Below are 17,228 nucleotides of genomic sequence, written 5' to 3'. Positions count from 1 at the left end.
CCCGGTGCACCGGGGCCGAAGGGGTGCCGGCCTCCCGAGCGGAGGCGGATCACCCGTGGCGGGTGCCGACCATGGGCACCCGAGCGGTCGGAGGCGCGGGAAAGCGCCTCAGGAACGACTCAGTGACGACAACACGGACACGCCGCACAGGCCAGGTGGCAGGAGGCCCCGAGGGCCGTGCGAGCCATGGCTGCGGTGCGGGTGTACGGGTGCATGGATACAAGTTGACCAGCAAAGTCGGGGAGGAGTCAAGCGACCGCGCGCGATCGTGCGTGTCGTTCCCCTCACTCCCCGCCGACCGTGTTGCGGGAGGCGTGCCGTGGTGGTGACATGTGGAGCCCCGGAACGGCGCGGGAGCACCGCCGGAAGGGGCACCATCCCCCCAGCAGCAGTGATCAGGAGTGGCCGTGATGGCATCCGTCTCCGGAAGGCACAGGTGAATCCGCCGGGACTGTGGGCGCGTGTGCTGGTGCGCGCGCTCGTCGTCGCGGCCGCCGGTGTGATGGCCCTGGGCTTCCTCGGCCCGGGCGCGGCCGTCCTGGTCGCGGGCCTGACCTCGCTCACCTTCGTGCTGCTGTGGCTGCGGGAGCGCACCATCGCGCCGCGCGACGACTAGGTCCCGGGCGGCGGACACGCCGTGCCCGGCGGGGCTCCGCCGGGCACGGCGTGTCTTTCGACAAACCGGGGAGCACGGTGTCACGCGCCGCGTAGATTCTTGGTCTATGACGGACCAGGATCTTCTCCACGCCCTGCGCTCCGGCCGGATTCCGCCCGCGGACGCCTACGCGCAGCTCCTGGATGACTACGGAGAGGAACTGTTTCGGCGCTGCATCCTGGTCCTGCGTGATCGCGACGCGGCGCACGTGGTGCTGAGGGACACGCTGATCGTCGCCCGCGCGCACGCGTCGCGGCTGCGGGACGCCGAACGGCTGGGGGAGTGGCTGCACGCCCTGGCGGAGGCCGAGTGCGCGCGCCACAGGGAGAACGGGCCGCGCTGCCCGCAGCCGCGCGAGTGGCGCATGCCCGAACGGACCTCGCTGGTCCGTGCCCGTGTGCTCAACGGGATGTGCGGCCCGGAGCTGGACGGGTACCGCACGCACGTCGCGGCGCGGGCCGACCACTTCGACCGGGACGGCTTCCCCCTGCCGCAGGGCGGCGGGCTCGGTCCGCGCGGGCCGGCCTCGCTCGTCCCCGTCGCCCTGGCGCTGATCTGCGCCCTGCTGGCGATCGCCTGCGCGGGCTACGTCCTGGCCAGGGACAGCGCCCACGGGCCCATCCCCGGAGCGGTCTCCACCCGCCCATGAGTACGGCCCGGCCGGGGAGTCCCCGCCGGGCCGTCGCCGAGACCGCAGACGCCCTAGTCGCCCGAGGTGATGTGCGAGGTGTCGCCGTGGGTCCCCGCCTCCTCGGCGCGCTTGACCGAGGCGACGATCTCCTGCTCCGCCTCGTGGCGGCCGACCCAGCTGGCGCCCTCGACCGACTTGCCCGGCTCCAGGTCCTTGTAGACCGTGAAGAAGTGCTCGATCTCCAGGCGCTCGAACTCGTTCACGTGGTGAATGTCACGCAGGTGCTCCTGGCGCGGGTCGGTCGCCGGGACGCAGAGCAGCTTGTCGTCGCCGCCCGCCTCGTCGCGCATCCGGAACATGCCGATGGCGCGGGCCCGGATCAGGCAGCCCGGGAAGGTCGGAGCCTTGAGCAGGACGAGGGCGTCCAGGGGGTCGCCGTCCTCGCCCAGCGTCCCCTCGACGAATCCGTAGTCGGCGGGGTAGGTCGTGGAGGTGAACAGCATGCGGTCGAGACGGATGCGACCGGTCTCGTGGTCCACCTCGTACTTGTTGCGCTCCCCCTTGGGGATCTCGATCGTAACGTCGAATTCCATGCTGATCTCGGCTCCCAATGCGACTAATGTCGCCGTATAACAACAACGTCAGGCCGCGACACCGAAGGAAGGGCGGGTGCCGTGCGACGGGTACGAGGCGAGGTCTACCTCGCGCTTGCCCTGCTCAACATATTCGTGCTGCTGGCAGGGTTTGTCTCCCTCGACGTCATCGAGGCTCGACCTCTTCCCGCGGCGCCCCATCCCGTCACGAACGCCGAGGGCGTGGCAGCGGCGGAACCCGCGGCCTCGACTCCGGCGGACCCGGAACGGATCGCGGACATCCTCGATGATCCCATGTCGGCCGCCGGGCTGGAGGACGGCCTCACCGGTTACGTGACGGACGCCTCCGGAACGCCGCTCTTCGAGCTCGCCCCGGACACCGCGGTGACCCCGGCCTCGACCACCAAGATCGCGACGGCGGTCACCGTACTGGACGCCGTCGGCCCCGACCACGTCCTGACCACCGGGGCCTACTTCGACACGGCGGAGAACCGGGTGGTGCTGCGCGGCGGGGGCGACGCGACCCTGACGGCCACGGCCGACTCCGGAGCCTACCCGCAGGTGGCCACCCTCGCCGAGCTCGCCGCCGACACCGCGGAGGCGCTCGCCGCCGAGGGGGTCGACACCGTCTCCCTGGGCTACGACGACTCCTTGTTCACCGGGCCCGAGACCCCGCCGGGCTGGAAGCCGAACTACATCCCCGAGGGCAACGCCTCGCCCGTCACCGCGCTGATGATCGACTCCGGGCGGGTGGCCCCCGGCGCCAGCGGCTACGGGTCGCGCTCGACCGAGCCGTCGCTGCACGCCGCCCGGGCCTTCGCCGACCAGCTCGAGGAGGCGGGCGTCACGGTCGAGGGTGAGCCCTCCGACACCACCGCCACGGGTGAGCCGATCGCCACGGTGGACTCGGCGCCCATGTCCAGGCTGGTGGAGTCCATGATGCTGTCCAGCGACAACATCATGGCCGAGGCCATGGGCCGGACCGCCGCGATCGCGATGGGCGAGGAGCACACCTTCGCCGGGGCCACCGCCGCCACCCACCGGGTGATGGCGGACCTGGGCGTGGAGGGTGTGACCCTGACCGACAACAGCGGGCTCAGCACGCAGAACCGCATCACGCCGCGCGCCCTGGTGGAGCTGGTCCGGCTCGCGGCCGACCCCGGCCACGCGGAGCTGAACGCGGCGCTGACCGGCCTGCCCACCGCGAACTCCACCGGAACCCTGAGCTCGAACAACCGCTACGGCGAGAGCGCCGCCACGCACGACGGCGCCGGGCTGGTCCGGGGCAAGACCGGCACGCTCAACGGGGTGAGCACCCTCGCGGGCACGATCCACGACCAGGAGGGGAACCTGTTCGTCTTCGCGTTCATGGCCAACAGCGAGTCGGCGTCGGGGCACCAGCTCGACACGCTGGCGACCGCCCTCGCCCGCTGCGGCTGCTCGTGACGGCCGGCCGGTGCGGCCTCAGCCCGCGACCCGGTAACCCGGCACGGACGGCCAGCGCACGGTGAGCAGGACCGACTCCTCCTCGGCGTACCAGCTGTGGTCGACGCCCTTGCCCCAGACCACGTAGTCGCCCTGCTCGGCGAGGATCACGCTCCGGTCGGGGAAGTCCACCCGGAACCGGCCGCTCACCAGCACCAGCAGGGCCGTGCGCTCCTCACCGGTCACCCATCGGGCCCGCTCGTCGCCCCGCGGGTGCACACCCCACTTGACCTCCACCGCGTCGCTGTGCCGGGCGTCGCCGACCTCCCGGAAGTGGCCGAGGATCCAGCCCTGGTCCGCCGGCGCGTCCTGCCCGGCGTTACCGACGTACACGTCGTTCGTGGGACTCATGGGGCAGGACGGTAGCAACCGGGGCGCGGCGGACCCGCCAGCACCGTCCCGCGCGGCCCTCAGGGGCGACCCTGGGGCTACCCGGAATTACCACCCTGATCCCCGTGCCGCCGCGCTCCTCGTGGGTAGGCTGGCGGATGTGACTGTGATCGACTGGGACGTAGCCGTCAACACCGGAGTCCGCCTCGTGCGCCCTGGGCCGCAGGTGGACCTGTCCGACGCGCGGCAGGCCGTGGCGCAGTTGCGCGAGCTTTCCACCGTGGCGGCCGGGCATGTGCGCGAATTCACCGGAATGAACCCCCTCGAACCCGCCGGGCCCGCGGTCATCGTTGACCGCCCGGGATGGATTCGAGCCAACGTCGACGGGTTTCGGGTCGTGCTCGAACCCGTGCTCCAACAGATGGGCGCCGAACGGCTGAACACCAGCCCCGCCGGGAACCTGACCAGCGCGGTCGGTTCGCGGATCACCGGGGTCCAGCTGGGTGCCGTCCTCTCCTACCTGGCGGGGAAGGTCCTCGGTCAGTACGAGCTCTTCCTGCCACCGGGCCCGGACGGCACCACGCCGACCGGCCGCCTCACGCTGGTGGCGCCCAACATCGTCAACACCGAACGCGAGATGGACGTCGACGCCCGGGACTTCCGGCTGTGGGTGTGCCTGCACGAGGAGACCCACCGCATGCAGTTCACGGCCACGCCGTGGCTGCGCGCCTACGTCCAGGAGCTCATGCAGGAGCTGCTCCTGTCGTCGGAGATGGACGCGGCCGCGCTCATCGACCGGCTGCGCGCGGCGGGCGAGGCCGTCGCCGACGCCGTCCGCGGCGGGCGGGACTCCAACCTCCTCACCGCGTTCCAGACCCCGGAGCAGAAGGAGATCATGGACCGCGTCACCGCGGTCATGAGCCTGGCCGAGGGACACGGCGACTACGTGATGGACGCGGTCGGTCCCGAGGTGGTCCCGACCGTGGAACGGATCCGCGCGCGCTTCCAGAAGCGCCGCGAGACCCTCAACCCGCTCGACCGCATCATGCGCCAGCTGCTCGGCATGGACCTGAAGATGCGCCAGTACGAGGAGGGCGCCGCGTTCGTGAGCGCGGTGGTCGGCCAGGTCGGCATGACCGAGTTCAACAAGGTGTGGACCTCGCCCGAGACCCTGCCCACGCTGACCGAGATCCGCGACCCGAACGCCTGGATCGACCGCGTCGTGCGCCCGGCCGCCATCGCGGAGTGAGCGGACCGCACCCCGCCGTGGCCGCCGTCCGCTCGGCGGTCCGGCGGGCGCTGGCCGATCTGCCCGCGGACACCACCGTGCTGGCGGCGTGCAGCGGGGGCGCGGACTCCCTCGCCCTGTCCGGCGCGCTGGCCTTCGAGGCCCCGCGCGCGGGCCGGACCGCGGGCGGCGTCACGGTCGACCATGGACTCCAGGAGGGATCGGCCGCACGCGCGGGCGAGGTCGCCGACGTGCTGCGGGGGCTCGGTCTGGACCCGGTCCTCGTGCGCGCGGTCGAGGTCGGCGGACCCGGCGGCCCGGAGGCCGCGGCCCGCCGCGCCCGCTACACCGCCCTGGACGGGGCGGTCGAGGCGCACGCCCCCGCGGTCGTGCTGCTCGGCCACACCCTCGACGACCAGGCCGAGACCGTGCTGCTGGGCCTGGCCCGCGGGTCCGGCGCCCGCTCCCTGGCCGGGATGGCGCCCCGCAACGGCCACCTCCTGCGGCCCCTGCTCGGCCTCGACCGGTCCACGGTCCGCCGGGCCTGCGCCGAGATGGGGCTCCGGGCCTGGGAGGATCCGCACAACCTCGATCCCCGGTTCGCCCGGTCGCGGGTGCGCCACGAGGCGCTGCCCGCGCTGGAGAAGGCGCTCGGGCCCGGCATCGCCGAGGCCCTCGCCAGGACCGCCGCGATGCTGCGCGCGGACGCCGATACCCTCGACCGGCTCGCGGACGACCTCCTGGCCGAGGCGACACCGGAGACCGGCACAGCCACCGCCACCGGCACCGGTGCCGAGACCGGCGCCGACACCGGGACCGGCCCGGTCCTGGCCGTCGACCCGCTGGCCGCGGCCCCCGCGTCGCTGCGCACGCGTGTCCTGCGCCGCGCCGCCCTGGCCGCCGGATGCCCGGCGAGCGCGCTCACCGCCCGCCACGTGCGCGAACTCGACAGGCTCGTCACCGAGTGGCGTGGCCAGTCCCACATCGACCTCCCCGGGGGCGTGCGCTGCCGGAGGGTCGCGCGGCGGCTGCGGTTCGGCGCCTGACCCGGTCCGGGGACGGGCGCGACCCGCGGGACCGGGCGGCGCCGGTCCTGTTCGTGCCGCTTATCCTGGGTCCCGCACACGGGGAACCCAGCAGCGAGGACATTGAGCGTGGACGCTAAGGACATGGGACCGGACCTTGAGAAGATCCTGGTCACCGAGGACGAGATCAAGGCGCGCCTGGCCGAGCTGGGGGCACGGATCGACGCCGACTACGCCGACCGGGACCTGCTGATCGTCGGAGTGCTCAAGGGCGCCGTCATGGTGATGGCCGACCTCGCCCGCGCGCTGCACAGCCCCGTCTCCATGGACTGGATGGCCGTCTCCTCCTACGGGGCCGGGACGACCTCCTCCGGCGTGGTCCGCATCCTCAAGGACCTGGAGACCGACATCAAGGACCGCGACGTCCTGATCGTCGAGGACGTCATCGACTCCGGTCTGACGCTCTCCTGGCTGGTGGGCAACCTCAAGTCGCGCGGCCCCCGGTCCGTGGAGGTCTGCACGATGGTCCGCAAGCCGCTGGCCTTCGAGGTCGACCTCGACGTCAAGTACATCGGCTTCGACCTGCCGAACGAGTTCATCGTCGGCTACGGCCTCGACTACGCCGAGAAGTACCGCAACCTGCCGTTCATCGGCACCCTCGCCCCGCACGTCTACGAGGGCTAGGGGGCAGGAGCGGGGGGCTCGTTCCCGCGCCGTGCCGAGCGCTCCCTCCGGCGCCGCCGCCACACCGGCCGCGCGGCGTCGGAGGAGGCCCGGGGAACAACGGGGCGGGTCGCCGTCGTTGCCATCATGACGGTTCCGGTGCCCGGCCCCGAGCGGTGCGTCCGCCCGGCAGGGGAGGTGTACCGTCGAATATCCCGGCGTCATCGCGGGGAGCACGTGTCCGTTAGGTCCTGCTTCGGAAAGTCCTCTGGGGCGGACAGCCTGGTCAGGAGGGACGGACCCGACAGGGTTCCGCTCACATGAATCTGAAGCGTTTTTTCCGCGGCCCGTGGATTTTGATCCTGGCGGTCGCCGTCATGCTCATCATCGGCTTCCGCGTCTTCGACGTGGGTGGCGGCCCGCAGCCCGAAGACGCCGACATCTCGCAGGTGTACCAGCTCATCGAGAACGATGCGGTGGACAACGCCGAGATCATCGACCGCGACCAGCGCATCGTGCTGACGACCACCGACGACCGGATCCTCGAGGCGTACTGGGTCGAGGGCCAGGGCGCCCAGCTCGGGGAGATGCTCCAGGAGTCGGCGAACTCCGAGGACAGCAACCTGGACTCCTACGAGGTGTCGGTCGCCACCACCTCGGTGTGGACCACCGCGCTGTTCAGCCTGCTCCCGCTGATCATCATCATCGCGATCTTCTGGTTCATCTTCAGCCAGATGCAGGGCGGCGGCTCCCGCGTGATGAACTTCGGCAAGTCCAAGGCCAAGCTCATCACCAAGGACACGCCCAAGAACACCTTCGCCGACGTGGCCGGGGCCGACGAGGCCATCGAGGAGCTCCACGAGATCAAGGAGTTCCTGCAGAACCCGGCCAAGTTCCAGGAGATGGGCGCCAAGATCCCCAAGGGCGTGCTCCTGATGGGTCCGCCCGGTACCGGTAAGACCCTGCTGGCCCGCGCCGTGGCCGGCGAGGCCGAGGTGCCGTTCTACTCCATCTCCGGCTCCGACTTCGTCGAGATGTTCGTCGGTGTGGGCGCCTCGCGTGTGCGCGACCTGTTCGAGCAGGCCAAGGCCAACGCCCCCGCGATCATCTTCATCGACGAGATCGACGCCGTCGGCCGCCACCGCGGCGCCGGCATGGGCGGCGGCCACGACGAGCGCGAGCAGACGCTCAACCAGATGCTGGTCGAGATGGACGGCTTCGACGTCAAGGGCGGCGTCATCCTCATCGCCGCGACCAACCGGCCCGACATCCTGGACCCGGCCCTGCTGCGCCCGGGCCGTTTCGACCGGCAGGTCGTGGTCGACCGTCCCGACATGGACGGCCGCAGCGACATCCTCAAGGTCCACGCCAAGGGCAAGCCCATGGCCGACGACGTCGACTTCCGGGTGATCGCCCGCCAGACCGCCGGCATGACCGGCGCCGACCTGGCCAACGTCATCAACGAGGGCGCCCTGCTCTCCGCCCGCGCGGGCGCCAAGGTCATCACCCACGCGGTGCTGGAGGAGGCGATCGAGCGGGTCATGGCCGGCCCCGAGCGCAAGACCCGGGTGATGTCGGACACCGAGAAGAAGGTCATCGCCTACCACGAGGGCGGCCACGCCCTGGTGGGCCACGCGCTGCCCAACTCCGACCCGGTGCACAAGATCACCATCCTGCCGCGCGGCCGGGCCCTGGGCTACACCATGTCGGTGCCGACCGAGGACAAGTTCCTCACCTCGCGCTCACAGATGATGGACCAGCTCGCCATGATGCTGGGCGGCCGCGCCGCCGAGGAGCTCGTCTTCCACGAGCCCACCACCGGCGCCGGCAACGACATCGACAAGGCCACCAGCCTGGCCCGCAACATGGTCACCGAGTACGGCATGAGCGAGCGACTCGGCGCCCGCAAGTTCGGCTCCGGCAGCACCGAGCCGTTCCTGGGCCGCGAGATGTCGCACGCCCGCGAGTACTCCGAGGAGATCGCCTCCATCATCGACGAGGAGGTCCGCCGCCTCATCGAGTCCGCGCACGACGAGGCCTACGACGTCCTCGTCGAGTACCGGGACGTCCTGGACGACCTGGTCGTGGCGCTGCTGGAGAAGGAGACCCTGAGCAAGGCCGAGGTCCTGGAGATCTTCGCCCCGATCACCAAGCGGCCCTCGCGCGGGTCCTACACCGGCTACGGCAAGCGGCTGCCCTCGGAGCGGCCCCCGGTGCGCTCCAAGAAGGAGATGGCCGCGATCAACGGCGCCGAGAGCGTCGACGGCCAGGTTCCGGAGACCAGCGGCGCCGCGGCCGAGGCCGCCGAGCCGCGCCGGAGCGAGCGCAACGGCACCGAGTACGAGGGCACCGCCGCCCCGGGCGGCAACGGGCAGCTGCCCACCAGAGCAGAGGCCGAGGGGGACGACGCGTGACCGCCATGGAGGGCCTGGAGCCCAGACCCGTCGACCGCGAGCGCATCGAGCGCGCCGTGCGCGAGATCCTCATCGCGATCGGGGAGGACCCCGAGCGCGACGGCCTGGTCAAGACGCCCGAGCGCGTCGCCCGCGCCTACGAGGAGCAGTTCTCCGGGCTGGGGCAGAAGCCGGGTGACGTGCTCACCACGGTCTTCGAGGCCGGGCACGAGGAGATGATCCTGGTCAAGGACATCGAGCTGTACTCCACGTGCGAGCACCACCTGGTGCCGTTCTACGGGGTGGCGCACGTGGGCTACATCCCGGCCGCCGACGGCCGCATCACCGGCCTGAGCAAGCTCGCCCGGCTGGTCGACGTGTACGCGCGCCGGCCGCAGGTGCAGGAGCGGCTCACCGGCCAGGTGGCCGACGCCATCATGGACCACCTCCAGCCGCGCGGCGTCATCGTCGTCGTGGAGGCCGAGCACCTGTGCATGACCATGCGCGGCGTCCGCAAGCCCGGCGCGAAGACGGTGACGTCCGCCGTCCGCGGCATCTTCCGCGGCAGTGACCGGACGCGGTCCGAGGCGATGAGCCTCATCCTCGACCGCCGCTGAGCGTGGCGAGACCCCCTGGGGAGGAACGACTCCTCCCCAGGGGGTCTCGTGTGTCCGGAGCCGTGCCAAACGCCCGGCCGCACTCCGAGCCTGCGCGCGCGTAAACGAATAGGGTGATCCTTATGGGGCCGAAACAGACAGTTCCGGGCCTGCCCGACCGCGGGCGGTGCCTGGTCATGGGGGTCGTGAACGTCACCCCCGACTCCTTCTCCGACGGCGGCGCGTGGTTCGATCCCGAACGGGCCATCGAGCACGGCCTGCGCCTCGTGGAGGAGGGAGCGGACATCGTCGACGTCGGCGGCGAGTCCACACGCCCCGGAGCGCAGCGGGTGTCCGCCGCCGAGGAGCTCCACCGGGTCGAACCGGTCGTGCGCGAACTCGCCGCCAGAGGCGTCCACGTCAGTGTCGACACCATGCGCGCGGAGGTCGCCGAGCGCGCCGTCGCGGCGGGCGCGGTCCTCGTCAACGACGTCAGCGGCGGCCTGGCCGACCCGGCCATGGCCCGACTCGTGGCCTCTTCCGGCGTTGCCTACGTGTTGATGCACTGGCGCGGGCATAGTCATGACATGCAGAGCCGTGCCGTGTACACGGATGTCGTCCAGGAGGTCCTCGATGAGCTCCGCGACCGTATGGAGGCCATGATCAGTGCAGGTGTCGACCCGGGTCAGATCGTCCTGGACCCGGGACTGGGATTCTCGAAACGCCCTGAGCAGGCACACAACTGGGCGATTCTCCACCAGCTGGAACGCTTCCACGCGCTGGGGCGCCCGGTGCTGGTGGCCGGTTCCCGCAAGCGCTTCCTGAGCCGGCTGCTGGGGGACGCCAAGGACCACGACCGCCCCTTCACCGAGTGCGACGCCGCCACCGCGGCGGTCTCCACCCTCTCCGCCGACCGCGGCGCCTGGTGTGTGCGGGTGCACGACGTGCGCTCCAGCGCCGACGCCGTGCGCGTGGCCTCGGCCTGGTCCGACGGCGGTGCCCGACTCGACCGGGGCCGGGGCGAGCCCATGGACCGGGGCGGCCTGTGAAGTCCCGCCAGGAGGTCATGGAGCGTGTGGCCGAGGCCAACGCGCAGTTCTACAGCGCCATCGAGAACGGCGACATCGACCTGATGCGCAGCGTCTGGGCGGAGGAGCACGAGGCGCCGGACCTGGTGTGCGTCAACCCCGGCTGGCCGCTGCTGCGGGGGCGGACCGAGATCATGCGGGCGTGGTCGCTGATCATGGCCAACGTCACCTACATCCAGTACGTGCTCACCGAGACCCACATCGGGGTCGGCGGCGACGTCGCCATGGTGACGTGCGAGGAGAACGTGCTGACCGCGGAGGACGGCAGCCCGGGGTTCGTGGCGGGCGGGCAGGTGGTCACCACCAACCTGTTCGTGGCGACGGACGCGGGCTGGCGGCTGTGGTCGCACCACGCCTCGCCGGTGCTCATGGAGGAGGACGACGGGGAGGAAGAGGAGTGATGCGCGACCGCATCACGCTCCGCGGCCTCCGCGCGCGCGGCCGCCACGGCGTCTTCGACTTCGAACGCCGTGAGGGCCAGGACTTCGTGGTCGACGCGGTGCTCCATCTGGACACCGCGCCGGCCGCGGCCTCCGACGACGTCGGCGACACCGTGCACTACGGCCTGCTCGCCGACCGCCTGGTGCGGATCGTCACGGGCGAGCCGGTGAACCTCATCGAGACGCTGGCGGAGCGCCTGGCCGCGGAGTGCCTGGCCGAGTCCCTGGTCGCGGGTGTGGAGCTGACGGTGCACAAGCCGTCGGCGCCCATCGAGCACGAGTTTGAGGACGTGTCGGTCACGGTCAGGCGCGGGACGGGGCCGTGGTGACGCGCGCGGTCCTCGCCCTGGGCTCGAACCTGGGCGACCGGCGGGCCACGCTGCAGGGCGCGGTCGACACGCTGCTCACCGGGGAGCCGTCCCCGGTGGCGGTGTCGCCCGTGTACGAGACCGCGCCGGTGGGCGGGCCCGAGCAGGGGCCCTACCTCAACGCGGTCCTGGTCGTGGACACCGGTGAGGGCCCGCGGGAGCTGCTCCGGCGGGCCCAGGCGGCGGAACGGGCCTTCGCCCGGCAGCGGAAGGTCCGGTGGGGCCCGCGGACGCTGGACGTGGACGTCATCGCGTTCGGCGGCGAGCGCTCCGACGACCCGGAGCTGATCCTGCCGCATCCGCGCGCCCACCTGCGGGCGTTCGTGCTGCGGCCGTGGCTGGACGCCGACCCGGGAGCGGTGCTTCCGGGCCGGGGGCCGGTGGCGGACCTCCTCGCGGCCGTGGAGGCCGCCGACACGGCGGGGGAGCAGGAACTGCGCCGACGGGACGACCTCGCCCTCCGGCTCCCCGAGGGGGCGTGATGGCGGACGAGGAGGAGCACAGGCTCCGGCCCACGGGGTGGCGCGTCCCGGCGGTGCTGATCGCGATCGGGGCCCTGCTGGGCGTGCTGCTCACGAACGCGCTGCCGTACCTGCCGGTGCTGCCGTGGTCGGGGATCCCGACGCTGCTCCTGCTCGCGCTGGCCGAGGGGTACACCGCGGGTCGGACCCGGCGCCGCATCCGCAGGGTGCCGGGCACCGAGCCGATGGAGCCGTTGAGCGCGGCGCGGCTGGTCGCGCTGGCCAAGGCCAGCGCGCTGTTCGCGTCGTTGGCGGCGGGCTTCTTCCTGGGCATCGCGTTCGCGGTATCGGACGTGCTCGAACTGCCGTCGCCGCGCGAGGTGTTCTTCACCGCGCTCGGAACCGGGCTGGCGTCGGCCGTGCTGCTGGCGGCGGCCCTGTACCTGGAGTACGCGTGCCGGGTCCCCGAGGACGATCCGGACGACCCGCGCGGGAGCGCGTGAGGGATGTCCGTGCTTGCGGGCTGATGGTTGACTGGCTCCGTGGACACCAGTGATCCGACTCCTTCGCCGCCCTCGCCGGACCGACCGCTGGAAGCGGCGTTCGCCGCACCCGCGGGCACGCCCTGGCAGCGGGTGTCGCCCTCGCTGGCCTGGTACCGACGGCTGGTGCTGGGCGTGCCGAGCCTGATCGCGGGCGCGGGCGGCGGCACCCTGCTCTTCCTGTGGGGGCATCCCGTCCTGGCCGTGGTGGTCATCGTGGCGGCCCTGGCGGTGGCCGTGGCCGGCGGGGTGCTGGCCGGGCTCTTCCAGCGCACGTGGGGGTACGCCGAGGCCCCGGAGGAGCTGTACCTGACCTACGGGGTGTTCGTGCGCCAGCTCGTGGTCGTCCCGTACGGCCGGATGCAGGTCGTGGACGTGACGGCCGACCTGCTGGAACAGGCGCTGGGCATCGCGACGGTCCGGGTGCGCACCGCGGCGAGCACCGCCGACACCCGGGTGGTCGGACTCGGCCTGACCGAGGCCGTGGAACTGCGCGACCGACTCGCGTCGCGCAGCGAGAGCTTCTCGACGGGGTTGTAAGTGCACTCATCCCAACCGCCGCACGACCGGCCCGGGCCCGAGCGCCCGGAGGCGGACCACTCCCGGGAACCGCGGGAGCCCGACCGCCCCCGCGCCCCCGAGCCCGACCAGGCGCCCCAGGGGCAGGAACCCCGGTCGCCTGAGGGGCAGCGGCCGCAGCCACACCAGGGGTCCCAGCAGCCGCAGGCGCCCCGGCCGCCCGAGGAGCACGCACTGCAGCCGCACGCGGCACAGCAGCCGTATGGGCAGGTGCCTCCGTCGTCTCAGCAGAGGCCAGGGCCTGGGGCGACCACGTGGACTCCGCAGACGGGCGGGCACCCCTGGGTCGCTCCCGGCGGCGCCGGGCGACCGCCCGGGCCGCCGTCACCCGGGCCGCCGCCGTCCTATCCGCGTCCTCCGGTGCCGTTCGGCCAGGGGCCGGTCCTACTGCCGCCGAACGTCGGGTGGCGTCCGCCGCCGGTCCGGCGGCCCAAACCCGAGGACGACGTCACCACGGGCGAGTTCCGGTCCCACTGGTCCATCGTCCCGGCGCAGGTGGTCGGCGTGACCCTCGCGTTCGCGGCCCTCATCGGGCCGATCCTCACCACCTTCGGCTTCGCCTGGGTCGTGATGATGACCGTGGCCGTCGTCTTCGGGTCGCTCGCCCACGCCCTGCCGTCGTGGTGGTACGGCACCTTCGGCCTGCGTGAGGACCACCTGGTCGTGCACAGCGGCCTGGCCATGCGCAGCTCCCGGGAGATCCCGCTGAGCCGCCTCCAGGCGGTGGACGTGGTCCGGCCGCTCCTCATGCAGGTGTTCGGAATGGCCGAACTGCGCATCGAACTCGCGGGCGGCGACCACAGCGCCATCCGGCTGCGCTGCCTGCGCCGGAACCTGGCGGAGCGGCTGCGCACCGCCGTGCTCGCGCACGCCGCCGGACTGCCGGGACGCACGCCCGAGGCCCCCGAGTGGCCCTTCTACCGGTTGCCCTTCCCCCTGCTGCTCGGCGCGCTGACCTTCCGCGTGCCGATCCTGTTGTCGTTCGTCGCCCTCCTGATGCTCCTCACCGCCGGCATCGTGTTCGTCGAACCCGGCGTGGCGGCCGCGCTGATCCCGCTGGTCCTGGGGCTGCTCCGGTACTACTGGGGTCCGTTGGCGCGCTACACCGACTACTACGCCTCGCTCTCGTCCGACGGACTGCGGCTGAGGTACGGCATGTTCCAGCGCCGCATGCAGACGGTCCCGCCCGGGCGGGTGCAGGCCGTGCGCGTGGTCGAGCCCCTGCTCTGGCGGGCGCTGGGCGTGGCGCGGGTCGAGGCCAACGTGGCCGGCTACGCGGGCGAGCGCCAGGGCGAGTCGGCGACCCTGCTGCCGGTCGCCCCCCGGCGGCTGGCCTTCTCGCTGGTGAACGAACTCTTCCCGGACAGCGACGCGGCCCTGGTCCCCCTGGTGCCCAACCGCGACCGCGGCGGCTCCCTCGTGGGGGTGGACGAGCGCCTGTTCGTCAGTACGCGCGGACCGTTCTGCCGGGTGACCGAGATCGTGCCCGTGGAGCGCGTCCAGACGCTGCGGATCACCGCGGGCCCGCTGGAGCGGCTCACCGGGCGCGTCTCGGTGGACGTCGACACCCCGCCGGGCCCGGTGCGCGCCCACGCGGCGCTCCGAGAGGCGGTCGAGGGCCGCGGACTCCTGGACGCGCTCGTGGAGCACGGGCGGCGTGCGCGGGTGCCGGAGGCGGGCACGGAGCGGTGGGCCACCCGGTCGACCGAGGCGCGTCCGCACGATCGCGCACCCGACGCGTCCGGAACCAGCGAATCACCCGAGGATGTTTTGTGATCTGAGTCACGTTGTGGGGCCGGTGGGGCTGACGTTGCTGTCGCCATGTCCGACATGTCTGCTCACTGGGCGTGATACTTCCAGTTCAGGGGTCGAAGATTCTTGCGTGTTCCGGCCACGCGCGGCGAGCGAGTATGGCTAAATAGTGACTGAACACGGTGAGTGTTCGTAGTCATACACTTCGTCAACGTTATCGACCGGTTGGTGCCCCACCGCCGACGGGTCCTAGGAGAAATTCATGCTGAAGAAGGCTCTTGCCGCCAGTGCCATCACCGCCGCCGCTGCCGGCGTCCTGTTCACCGGCGCTCCCGCCATGGCGAACAGCAACGTGTTCACGTCCGGCAACGGCTCGATCCTGGGCGGCAACCAGCTCGTCGCGGACCTCGACGTGCCCGTGAACGTCTGCGGCAACGCGATCGCCGTCCTCGGCGTGGCCGGCGCGAACTGCACCGACTCCGGCGCGACCGTCAAGAACTGGTAGTGCTCCGGGTCCGTAGCCGACGGACCGCAGTGCGCATCAGCACGCGGTGAGCGTGCGGCCCGAGCGGGCGGGGGTGTCCAGTCGGAGACGTCCCGACTGATCCGTCCGTGCGGCCGCGCGAACTCTCCGCGCCGGCGCCATCCCGTGACGACGGGGTGGCGCCTTTCCGTGTGTCCGGGCCGGGGCCGCCGTTCCGGCCCGGACACACGGCCGACCGCAACCCGCATTGGTGTGCGACTGGAACGCCGAGGCGCCGTGACTCTGCGCGCACACCGCGCCGCCGGTCTGGAACCTTTGCCCCGATCGACCCCGGGACGTGGAGTCACCCATAGTGATACCTATGGGCCTAGTTGTGATCAGTGCATTTCAAGAGGGGTGAACTGGGCGTCTCCGCGGGTAACTTCTTCACCAGCGCCCCCGGGTGCCCCCGAAGAAACACCCACGTCCGGACGGCCCCCCGTCCGAACTCCGAAGGAGACACGTAGTGCTGAAGAAGACGTTCGCCACCGGCGCCGTGGTCCTGGCCTCCGCCGGGATCCTCCTCACCGCGGCCCCCGCGGCGGCGTACGCCAACGCCTGGACCTCCGGCCACGGGTCCAACGTCAGCGGCAACATCGCCTACATCAACGGCATCGAGAACTCCAACGCCGGCTGCGGCAACTCCAACGCCGTCCTCGGCCAGTCCCTCGCCTCCTGCTACAACTCCGGGGTGATCGTCCAGAACTGACCGGCCCTCCCAGCGCGCGGGAGCGGACCAGGAGTGGGGACGGGTACGCGCTACCCGTCCCCACACGCGTCCCTGGGACACAGGTCACCGGACCGGGAGGGCTATCGTGTGCTCAGGCGTCACGGTGCGGCAGAACCGGACGCACGGACACGAGGGGGCACCACACACATGGAGACGACGCAGGGGCGCCCCGCCCGACTGCGGGTCGGAGTCATCGGACCCGGCCGGGTCGGATCCGTGCTCGGCCTGGCCCTGGGCCGCGCCGGACACAAAGTGGTCGCCGCGTCCGCGGTCTCCGAGGCCTCCAGGAAACGGGTCGCCGACCGCCTGCCCACCGCACGGATCCTCGAACCCGCCCAGGTCGCCGAAGCCGCCGACCTCGTCCTGCTCACCGTCCCCGACGACGAACTCGCCGAACTCGTCGAGGGCCTGGCGGCCACCGGCACCGACCTGCGGGGCAAGATCCTCGTCCACGCCAGCGGAGCCCACGGGTACGGCGTCCTCGCGCCCGCCACCATCGTCGGCGCCCTGCCGCTGGCCCTGCACCCGGCGATGACCTTCACCGGCCGGCCCGAGGACGTCGACCGCCTCGCCCACTGCGCCTTCGGCGTCACCGCGCCCGAACAGCTGCGCCCCATCGCCGAGGCCCTCGTCGTCGAGATGGGCGCCGAACCGGTGTGGATCGCCGAGGACAAGCGCACGCTCTACCACGCGGCCCTCGCCGGGGGCGCCAACCACCTGGTGACGCTGGTGGCCGACAGCGCCTCCCTGCTCTCCGCCGCCGGGGTCCCCGAGCCCGGCCGCCTGCTCGCCCCCATGCTCAGCGCGGCCCTGGACAACGCCCTGCGCCTGGGCATCCACGGACTGAGCGGCCCCGTCCTGCGCGGCGACGCGGGAACCGTCGCGGGCCACATCGAACAGCTGCGCGAGAACGCGCCCGAGAGCGTCGCCAGCTACGTCGAACTCGCCCGGCTCACCGCCGACCGCGCCATCAACGCGGGCATGCTCGACCCGGCCGACGCCGCGCGCCTCCTCGACGTCCTGCGGCGCTGACCGACCGCGCACGCGGAACGCGGGCCCGTCCACGCGGTCCGCGCCCGCCGACCCCCCCGGGCCCACCGGCGCGCGGGGTCCGGCGGATCCGCGCGCCCGCCGGTCCGGCCAGGC

General features: G+C 72.2%; 21 protein-coding genes. 18 read left to right on the top strand and 3 right to left on the bottom strand.

What is annotated here, in order from left to right; genetic code table 11:
- Positions 1 to 436: 436 nt before the first annotated feature.
- Both HNR10_RS12365 and HNR10_RS12360 read left to right on the top strand, forming a co-directional pair.
- The gene (locus HNR10_RS12365; protein ID WP_179823281.1) at positions 437 to 616 is read left to right on the top strand and encodes a hypothetical protein; all 180 of its coding nucleotides are present in this window, start codon (positions 437 to 439) and stop codon (positions 614 to 616) included.
- 106 nt (positions 617 to 722) lie between these two features.
- On the top strand, positions 723 to 1,304 hold the full coding sequence (locus HNR10_RS12360; protein WP_179823279.1) for an RNA polymerase sigma factor: 582 nt from the start codon (positions 723 to 725) through the stop codon (positions 1,302 to 1,304).
- A 53-nt stretch (positions 1,305 to 1,357) separates the two neighbouring features.
- Here the strand turns inward: HNR10_RS12360 and HNR10_RS12355 are convergent, their stop codons facing one another.
- On the bottom strand, positions 1,358 to 1,879 hold the full coding sequence (locus HNR10_RS12355) for an inorganic diphosphatase (RefSeq protein ID WP_179823277.1): 522 nt from the start codon (positions 1,877 to 1,879) through the stop codon (positions 1,358 to 1,360).
- A gap of 81 nt (positions 1,880 to 1,960) precedes the next feature.
- Between HNR10_RS12355 and dacB the strand changes: the two genes are divergently transcribed.
- Complete coding sequence (gene dacB / locus HNR10_RS12350) at positions 1,961 to 3,325, top strand: D-alanyl-D-alanine carboxypeptidase/D-alanyl-D-alanine endopeptidase (protein WP_179823275.1); 1,365 nt, start codon at positions 1,961 to 1,963, stop codon at positions 3,323 to 3,325.
- Positions 3,326 to 3,343: 18 nt separating this feature from the next.
- On the opposite strand, the gene HNR10_RS12345 is transcribed toward dacB, so the two are convergent.
- Positions 3,344 to 3,715 carry a cupin domain-containing protein gene (locus HNR10_RS12345; RefSeq protein ID WP_179823273.1) on the bottom strand — a complete coding sequence of 124 codons (372 nt, stop codon included), beginning with the start codon at positions 3,713 to 3,715 and terminating at the stop codon, positions 3,344 to 3,346.
- A 145-nt stretch (positions 3,716 to 3,860) separates the two neighbouring features.
- On the opposite strand from HNR10_RS12345, the gene HNR10_RS12340 reads away from it, so the two are divergent.
- The 11 genes from HNR10_RS12340 (at position 3,861) to HNR10_RS12290 (ending at position 13,038) form a co-directional block, all read left to right on the top strand.
- Positions 3,861 to 4,943 carry a zinc-dependent metalloprotease gene (locus tag HNR10_RS12340; RefSeq protein WP_179829694.1) on the top strand — a complete coding sequence of 361 codons (1,083 nt, stop codon included), beginning with the start codon at positions 3,861 to 3,863 and terminating at the stop codon, positions 4,941 to 4,943.
- Positions 4,940 to 5,968, top strand: coding sequence for a tRNA lysidine(34) synthetase TilS (tilS, locus tag HNR10_RS12335; protein ID WP_179823271.1), 1,029 nt, complete (start codon positions 4,940 to 4,942; stop codon positions 5,966 to 5,968). Before HNR10_RS12340 ends, tilS begins: the two co-directional genes overlap by 4 nt.
- Positions 5,969 to 6,076: 108 nt before the next feature.
- Complete coding sequence (gene hpt, locus HNR10_RS12330) at positions 6,077 to 6,631, top strand: hypoxanthine phosphoribosyltransferase (RefSeq protein WP_179823269.1); 555 nt, start codon at positions 6,077 to 6,079, stop codon at positions 6,629 to 6,631.
- Between the two features lie 299 nt (positions 6,632 to 6,930).
- Positions 6,931 to 9,024: an ATP-dependent zinc metalloprotease FtsH gene (gene ftsH / locus HNR10_RS12325; protein ID WP_179823267.1), complete on the top strand. Its 2,094-nt coding sequence runs from the start codon at positions 6,931 to 6,933 to the stop codon at positions 9,022 to 9,024.
- A gap of 5 nt (positions 9,025 to 9,029) precedes the next feature.
- Positions 9,030 to 9,620: a GTP cyclohydrolase I FolE gene (folE, locus tag HNR10_RS12320; protein ID WP_179829693.1), complete on the top strand. Its 591-nt coding sequence runs from the start codon at positions 9,030 to 9,032 to the stop codon at positions 9,618 to 9,620.
- A gap of 122 nt (positions 9,621 to 9,742) precedes the next feature.
- On the top strand, positions 9,743 to 10,648 hold the full coding sequence (gene folP, locus HNR10_RS12315; protein ID WP_179823265.1) for a dihydropteroate synthase: 906 nt from the start codon (positions 9,743 to 9,745) through the stop codon (positions 10,646 to 10,648).
- Positions 10,645 to 11,088 carry a nuclear transport factor 2 family protein gene (locus tag HNR10_RS12310; protein WP_179823263.1) on the top strand — a complete coding sequence of 148 codons (444 nt, stop codon included), beginning with the start codon at positions 10,645 to 10,647 and terminating at the stop codon, positions 11,086 to 11,088. The genes folP and HNR10_RS12310 overlap by 4 nt, the downstream gene beginning before the upstream one ends.
- Positions 11,088 to 11,456 carry a dihydroneopterin aldolase gene (gene folB / locus HNR10_RS12305; protein ID WP_179823261.1) on the top strand — a complete coding sequence of 123 codons (369 nt, stop codon included), beginning with the start codon at positions 11,088 to 11,090 and terminating at the stop codon, positions 11,454 to 11,456. The genes HNR10_RS12310 and folB overlap by 1 nt, the downstream gene beginning before the upstream one ends.
- A complete protein-coding gene (gene folK, locus HNR10_RS12300) occupies positions 11,453 to 11,977 on the top strand; it encodes a 2-amino-4-hydroxy-6-hydroxymethyldihydropteridine diphosphokinase (RefSeq protein ID WP_179829692.1) in 525 nt (174 codons plus the stop codon). The genes folB and folK overlap by 4 nt, the downstream gene beginning before the upstream one ends.
- Positions 11,977 to 12,459 carry a DUF3180 domain-containing protein gene (locus HNR10_RS12295; protein WP_179823259.1) on the top strand — a complete coding sequence of 161 codons (483 nt, stop codon included), beginning with the start codon at positions 11,977 to 11,979 and terminating at the stop codon, positions 12,457 to 12,459. Before folK ends, HNR10_RS12295 begins: the two co-directional genes overlap by 1 nt.
- Positions 12,460 to 12,591: 132 nt before the next feature.
- Positions 12,592 to 13,038 (top strand): PH domain-containing protein, encoded by a 447-nt coding sequence (locus tag HNR10_RS12290; RefSeq protein WP_179829691.1) that lies wholly within the window; start codon positions 12,592 to 12,594, stop codon positions 13,036 to 13,038.
- A 6-nt stretch (positions 13,039 to 13,044) separates the two neighbouring features.
- On the opposite strand, the gene HNR10_RS12285 is transcribed toward HNR10_RS12290, so the two are convergent.
- On the bottom strand, positions 13,045 to 13,263 hold the full coding sequence (locus tag HNR10_RS12285; RefSeq protein ID WP_179823257.1) for a hypothetical protein: 219 nt from the start codon (positions 13,261 to 13,263) through the stop codon (positions 13,045 to 13,047).
- A 174-nt stretch (positions 13,264 to 13,437) separates the two neighbouring features.
- Between HNR10_RS12285 and HNR10_RS12280 the strand changes: the two genes are divergently transcribed.
- The 4 genes from HNR10_RS12280 (at position 13,438) to HNR10_RS12265 (ending at position 17,114) form a co-directional block, all read left to right on the top strand.
- Complete coding sequence (locus HNR10_RS12280; RefSeq protein WP_376769750.1) at positions 13,438 to 14,853, top strand: PH domain-containing protein; 1,416 nt, start codon at positions 13,438 to 13,440, stop codon at positions 14,851 to 14,853.
- 238 nt (positions 14,854 to 15,091) lie between these two features.
- Complete coding sequence (locus tag HNR10_RS12275) at positions 15,092 to 15,334, top strand: chaplin family protein (RefSeq protein WP_179823255.1); 243 nt, start codon at positions 15,092 to 15,094, stop codon at positions 15,332 to 15,334.
- A 484-nt stretch (positions 15,335 to 15,818) separates the two neighbouring features.
- Positions 15,819 to 16,061, top strand: a complete 243-nt coding sequence (locus HNR10_RS12270) for a hypothetical protein (protein WP_179823253.1) — start codon at positions 15,819 to 15,821, stop codon at positions 16,059 to 16,061.
- Between the two features lie 168 nt (positions 16,062 to 16,229).
- Positions 16,230 to 17,114, top strand: a complete 885-nt coding sequence (locus HNR10_RS12265) for a Rossmann-like and DUF2520 domain-containing protein (protein ID WP_179823251.1) — start codon at positions 16,230 to 16,232, stop codon at positions 17,112 to 17,114.
- The last annotated feature ends 114 nt before the right edge of the window (positions 17,115 to 17,228 follow it).

This window comes from Nocardiopsis aegyptia (assembly GCF_013410755.1).
Classification (GTDB): Bacteria; Actinomycetota; Actinomycetes; order Streptosporangiales; family Streptosporangiaceae; genus Nocardiopsis; species Nocardiopsis aegyptia.
Note: the sequence above shows the minus strand (reverse complement) of the source record. Positions and strands in the feature narration are given on the sequence as shown.

Bases quoted from the DNA above. Each gene is read 5' to 3' on its own strand.
- HNR10_RS12360 (WP_179823279.1), top strand. From the start codon at position 723: ATGACGGACCAGGATCTTCTCCACGCCCTGCGCTCCGGCCGGATTCCG.
- HNR10_RS12355 (WP_179823277.1), bottom strand. From the start codon at position 1,879: ATGGAATTCGACGTTACGATCGAGATCCCCAAGGGGGAGCGCAACAAG.
- HNR10_RS12345 (WP_179823273.1), bottom strand. From the start codon at position 3,715: ATGAGTCCCACGAACGACGTGTACGTCGGTAACGCCGGGCAGGACGCG.
- ftsH (WP_179823267.1), top strand. From the start codon at position 6,931: ATGAATCTGAAGCGTTTTTTCCGCGGCCCGTGGATTTTGATCCTGGCG.
- folE (WP_179829693.1), top strand. From the start codon at position 9,030: ATGGAGGGCCTGGAGCCCAGACCCGTCGACCGCGAGCGCATCGAGCGC.
- folP (WP_179823265.1), top strand. From the start codon at position 9,743: ATGGGGCCGAAACAGACAGTTCCGGGCCTGCCCGACCGCGGGCGGTGC.
- folB (WP_179823261.1), top strand. From the start codon at position 11,088: ATGCGCGACCGCATCACGCTCCGCGGCCTCCGCGCGCGCGGCCGCCAC.
- HNR10_RS12295 (WP_179823259.1), top strand. From the start codon at position 11,977: ATGGCGGACGAGGAGGAGCACAGGCTCCGGCCCACGGGGTGGCGCGTC.
- HNR10_RS12275 (WP_179823255.1), top strand. From the start codon at position 15,092: ATGCTGAAGAAGGCTCTTGCCGCCAGTGCCATCACCGCCGCCGCTGCC.
- HNR10_RS12265 (WP_179823251.1), top strand. From the start codon at position 16,230: ATGGAGACGACGCAGGGGCGCCCCGCCCGACTGCGGGTCGGAGTCATC.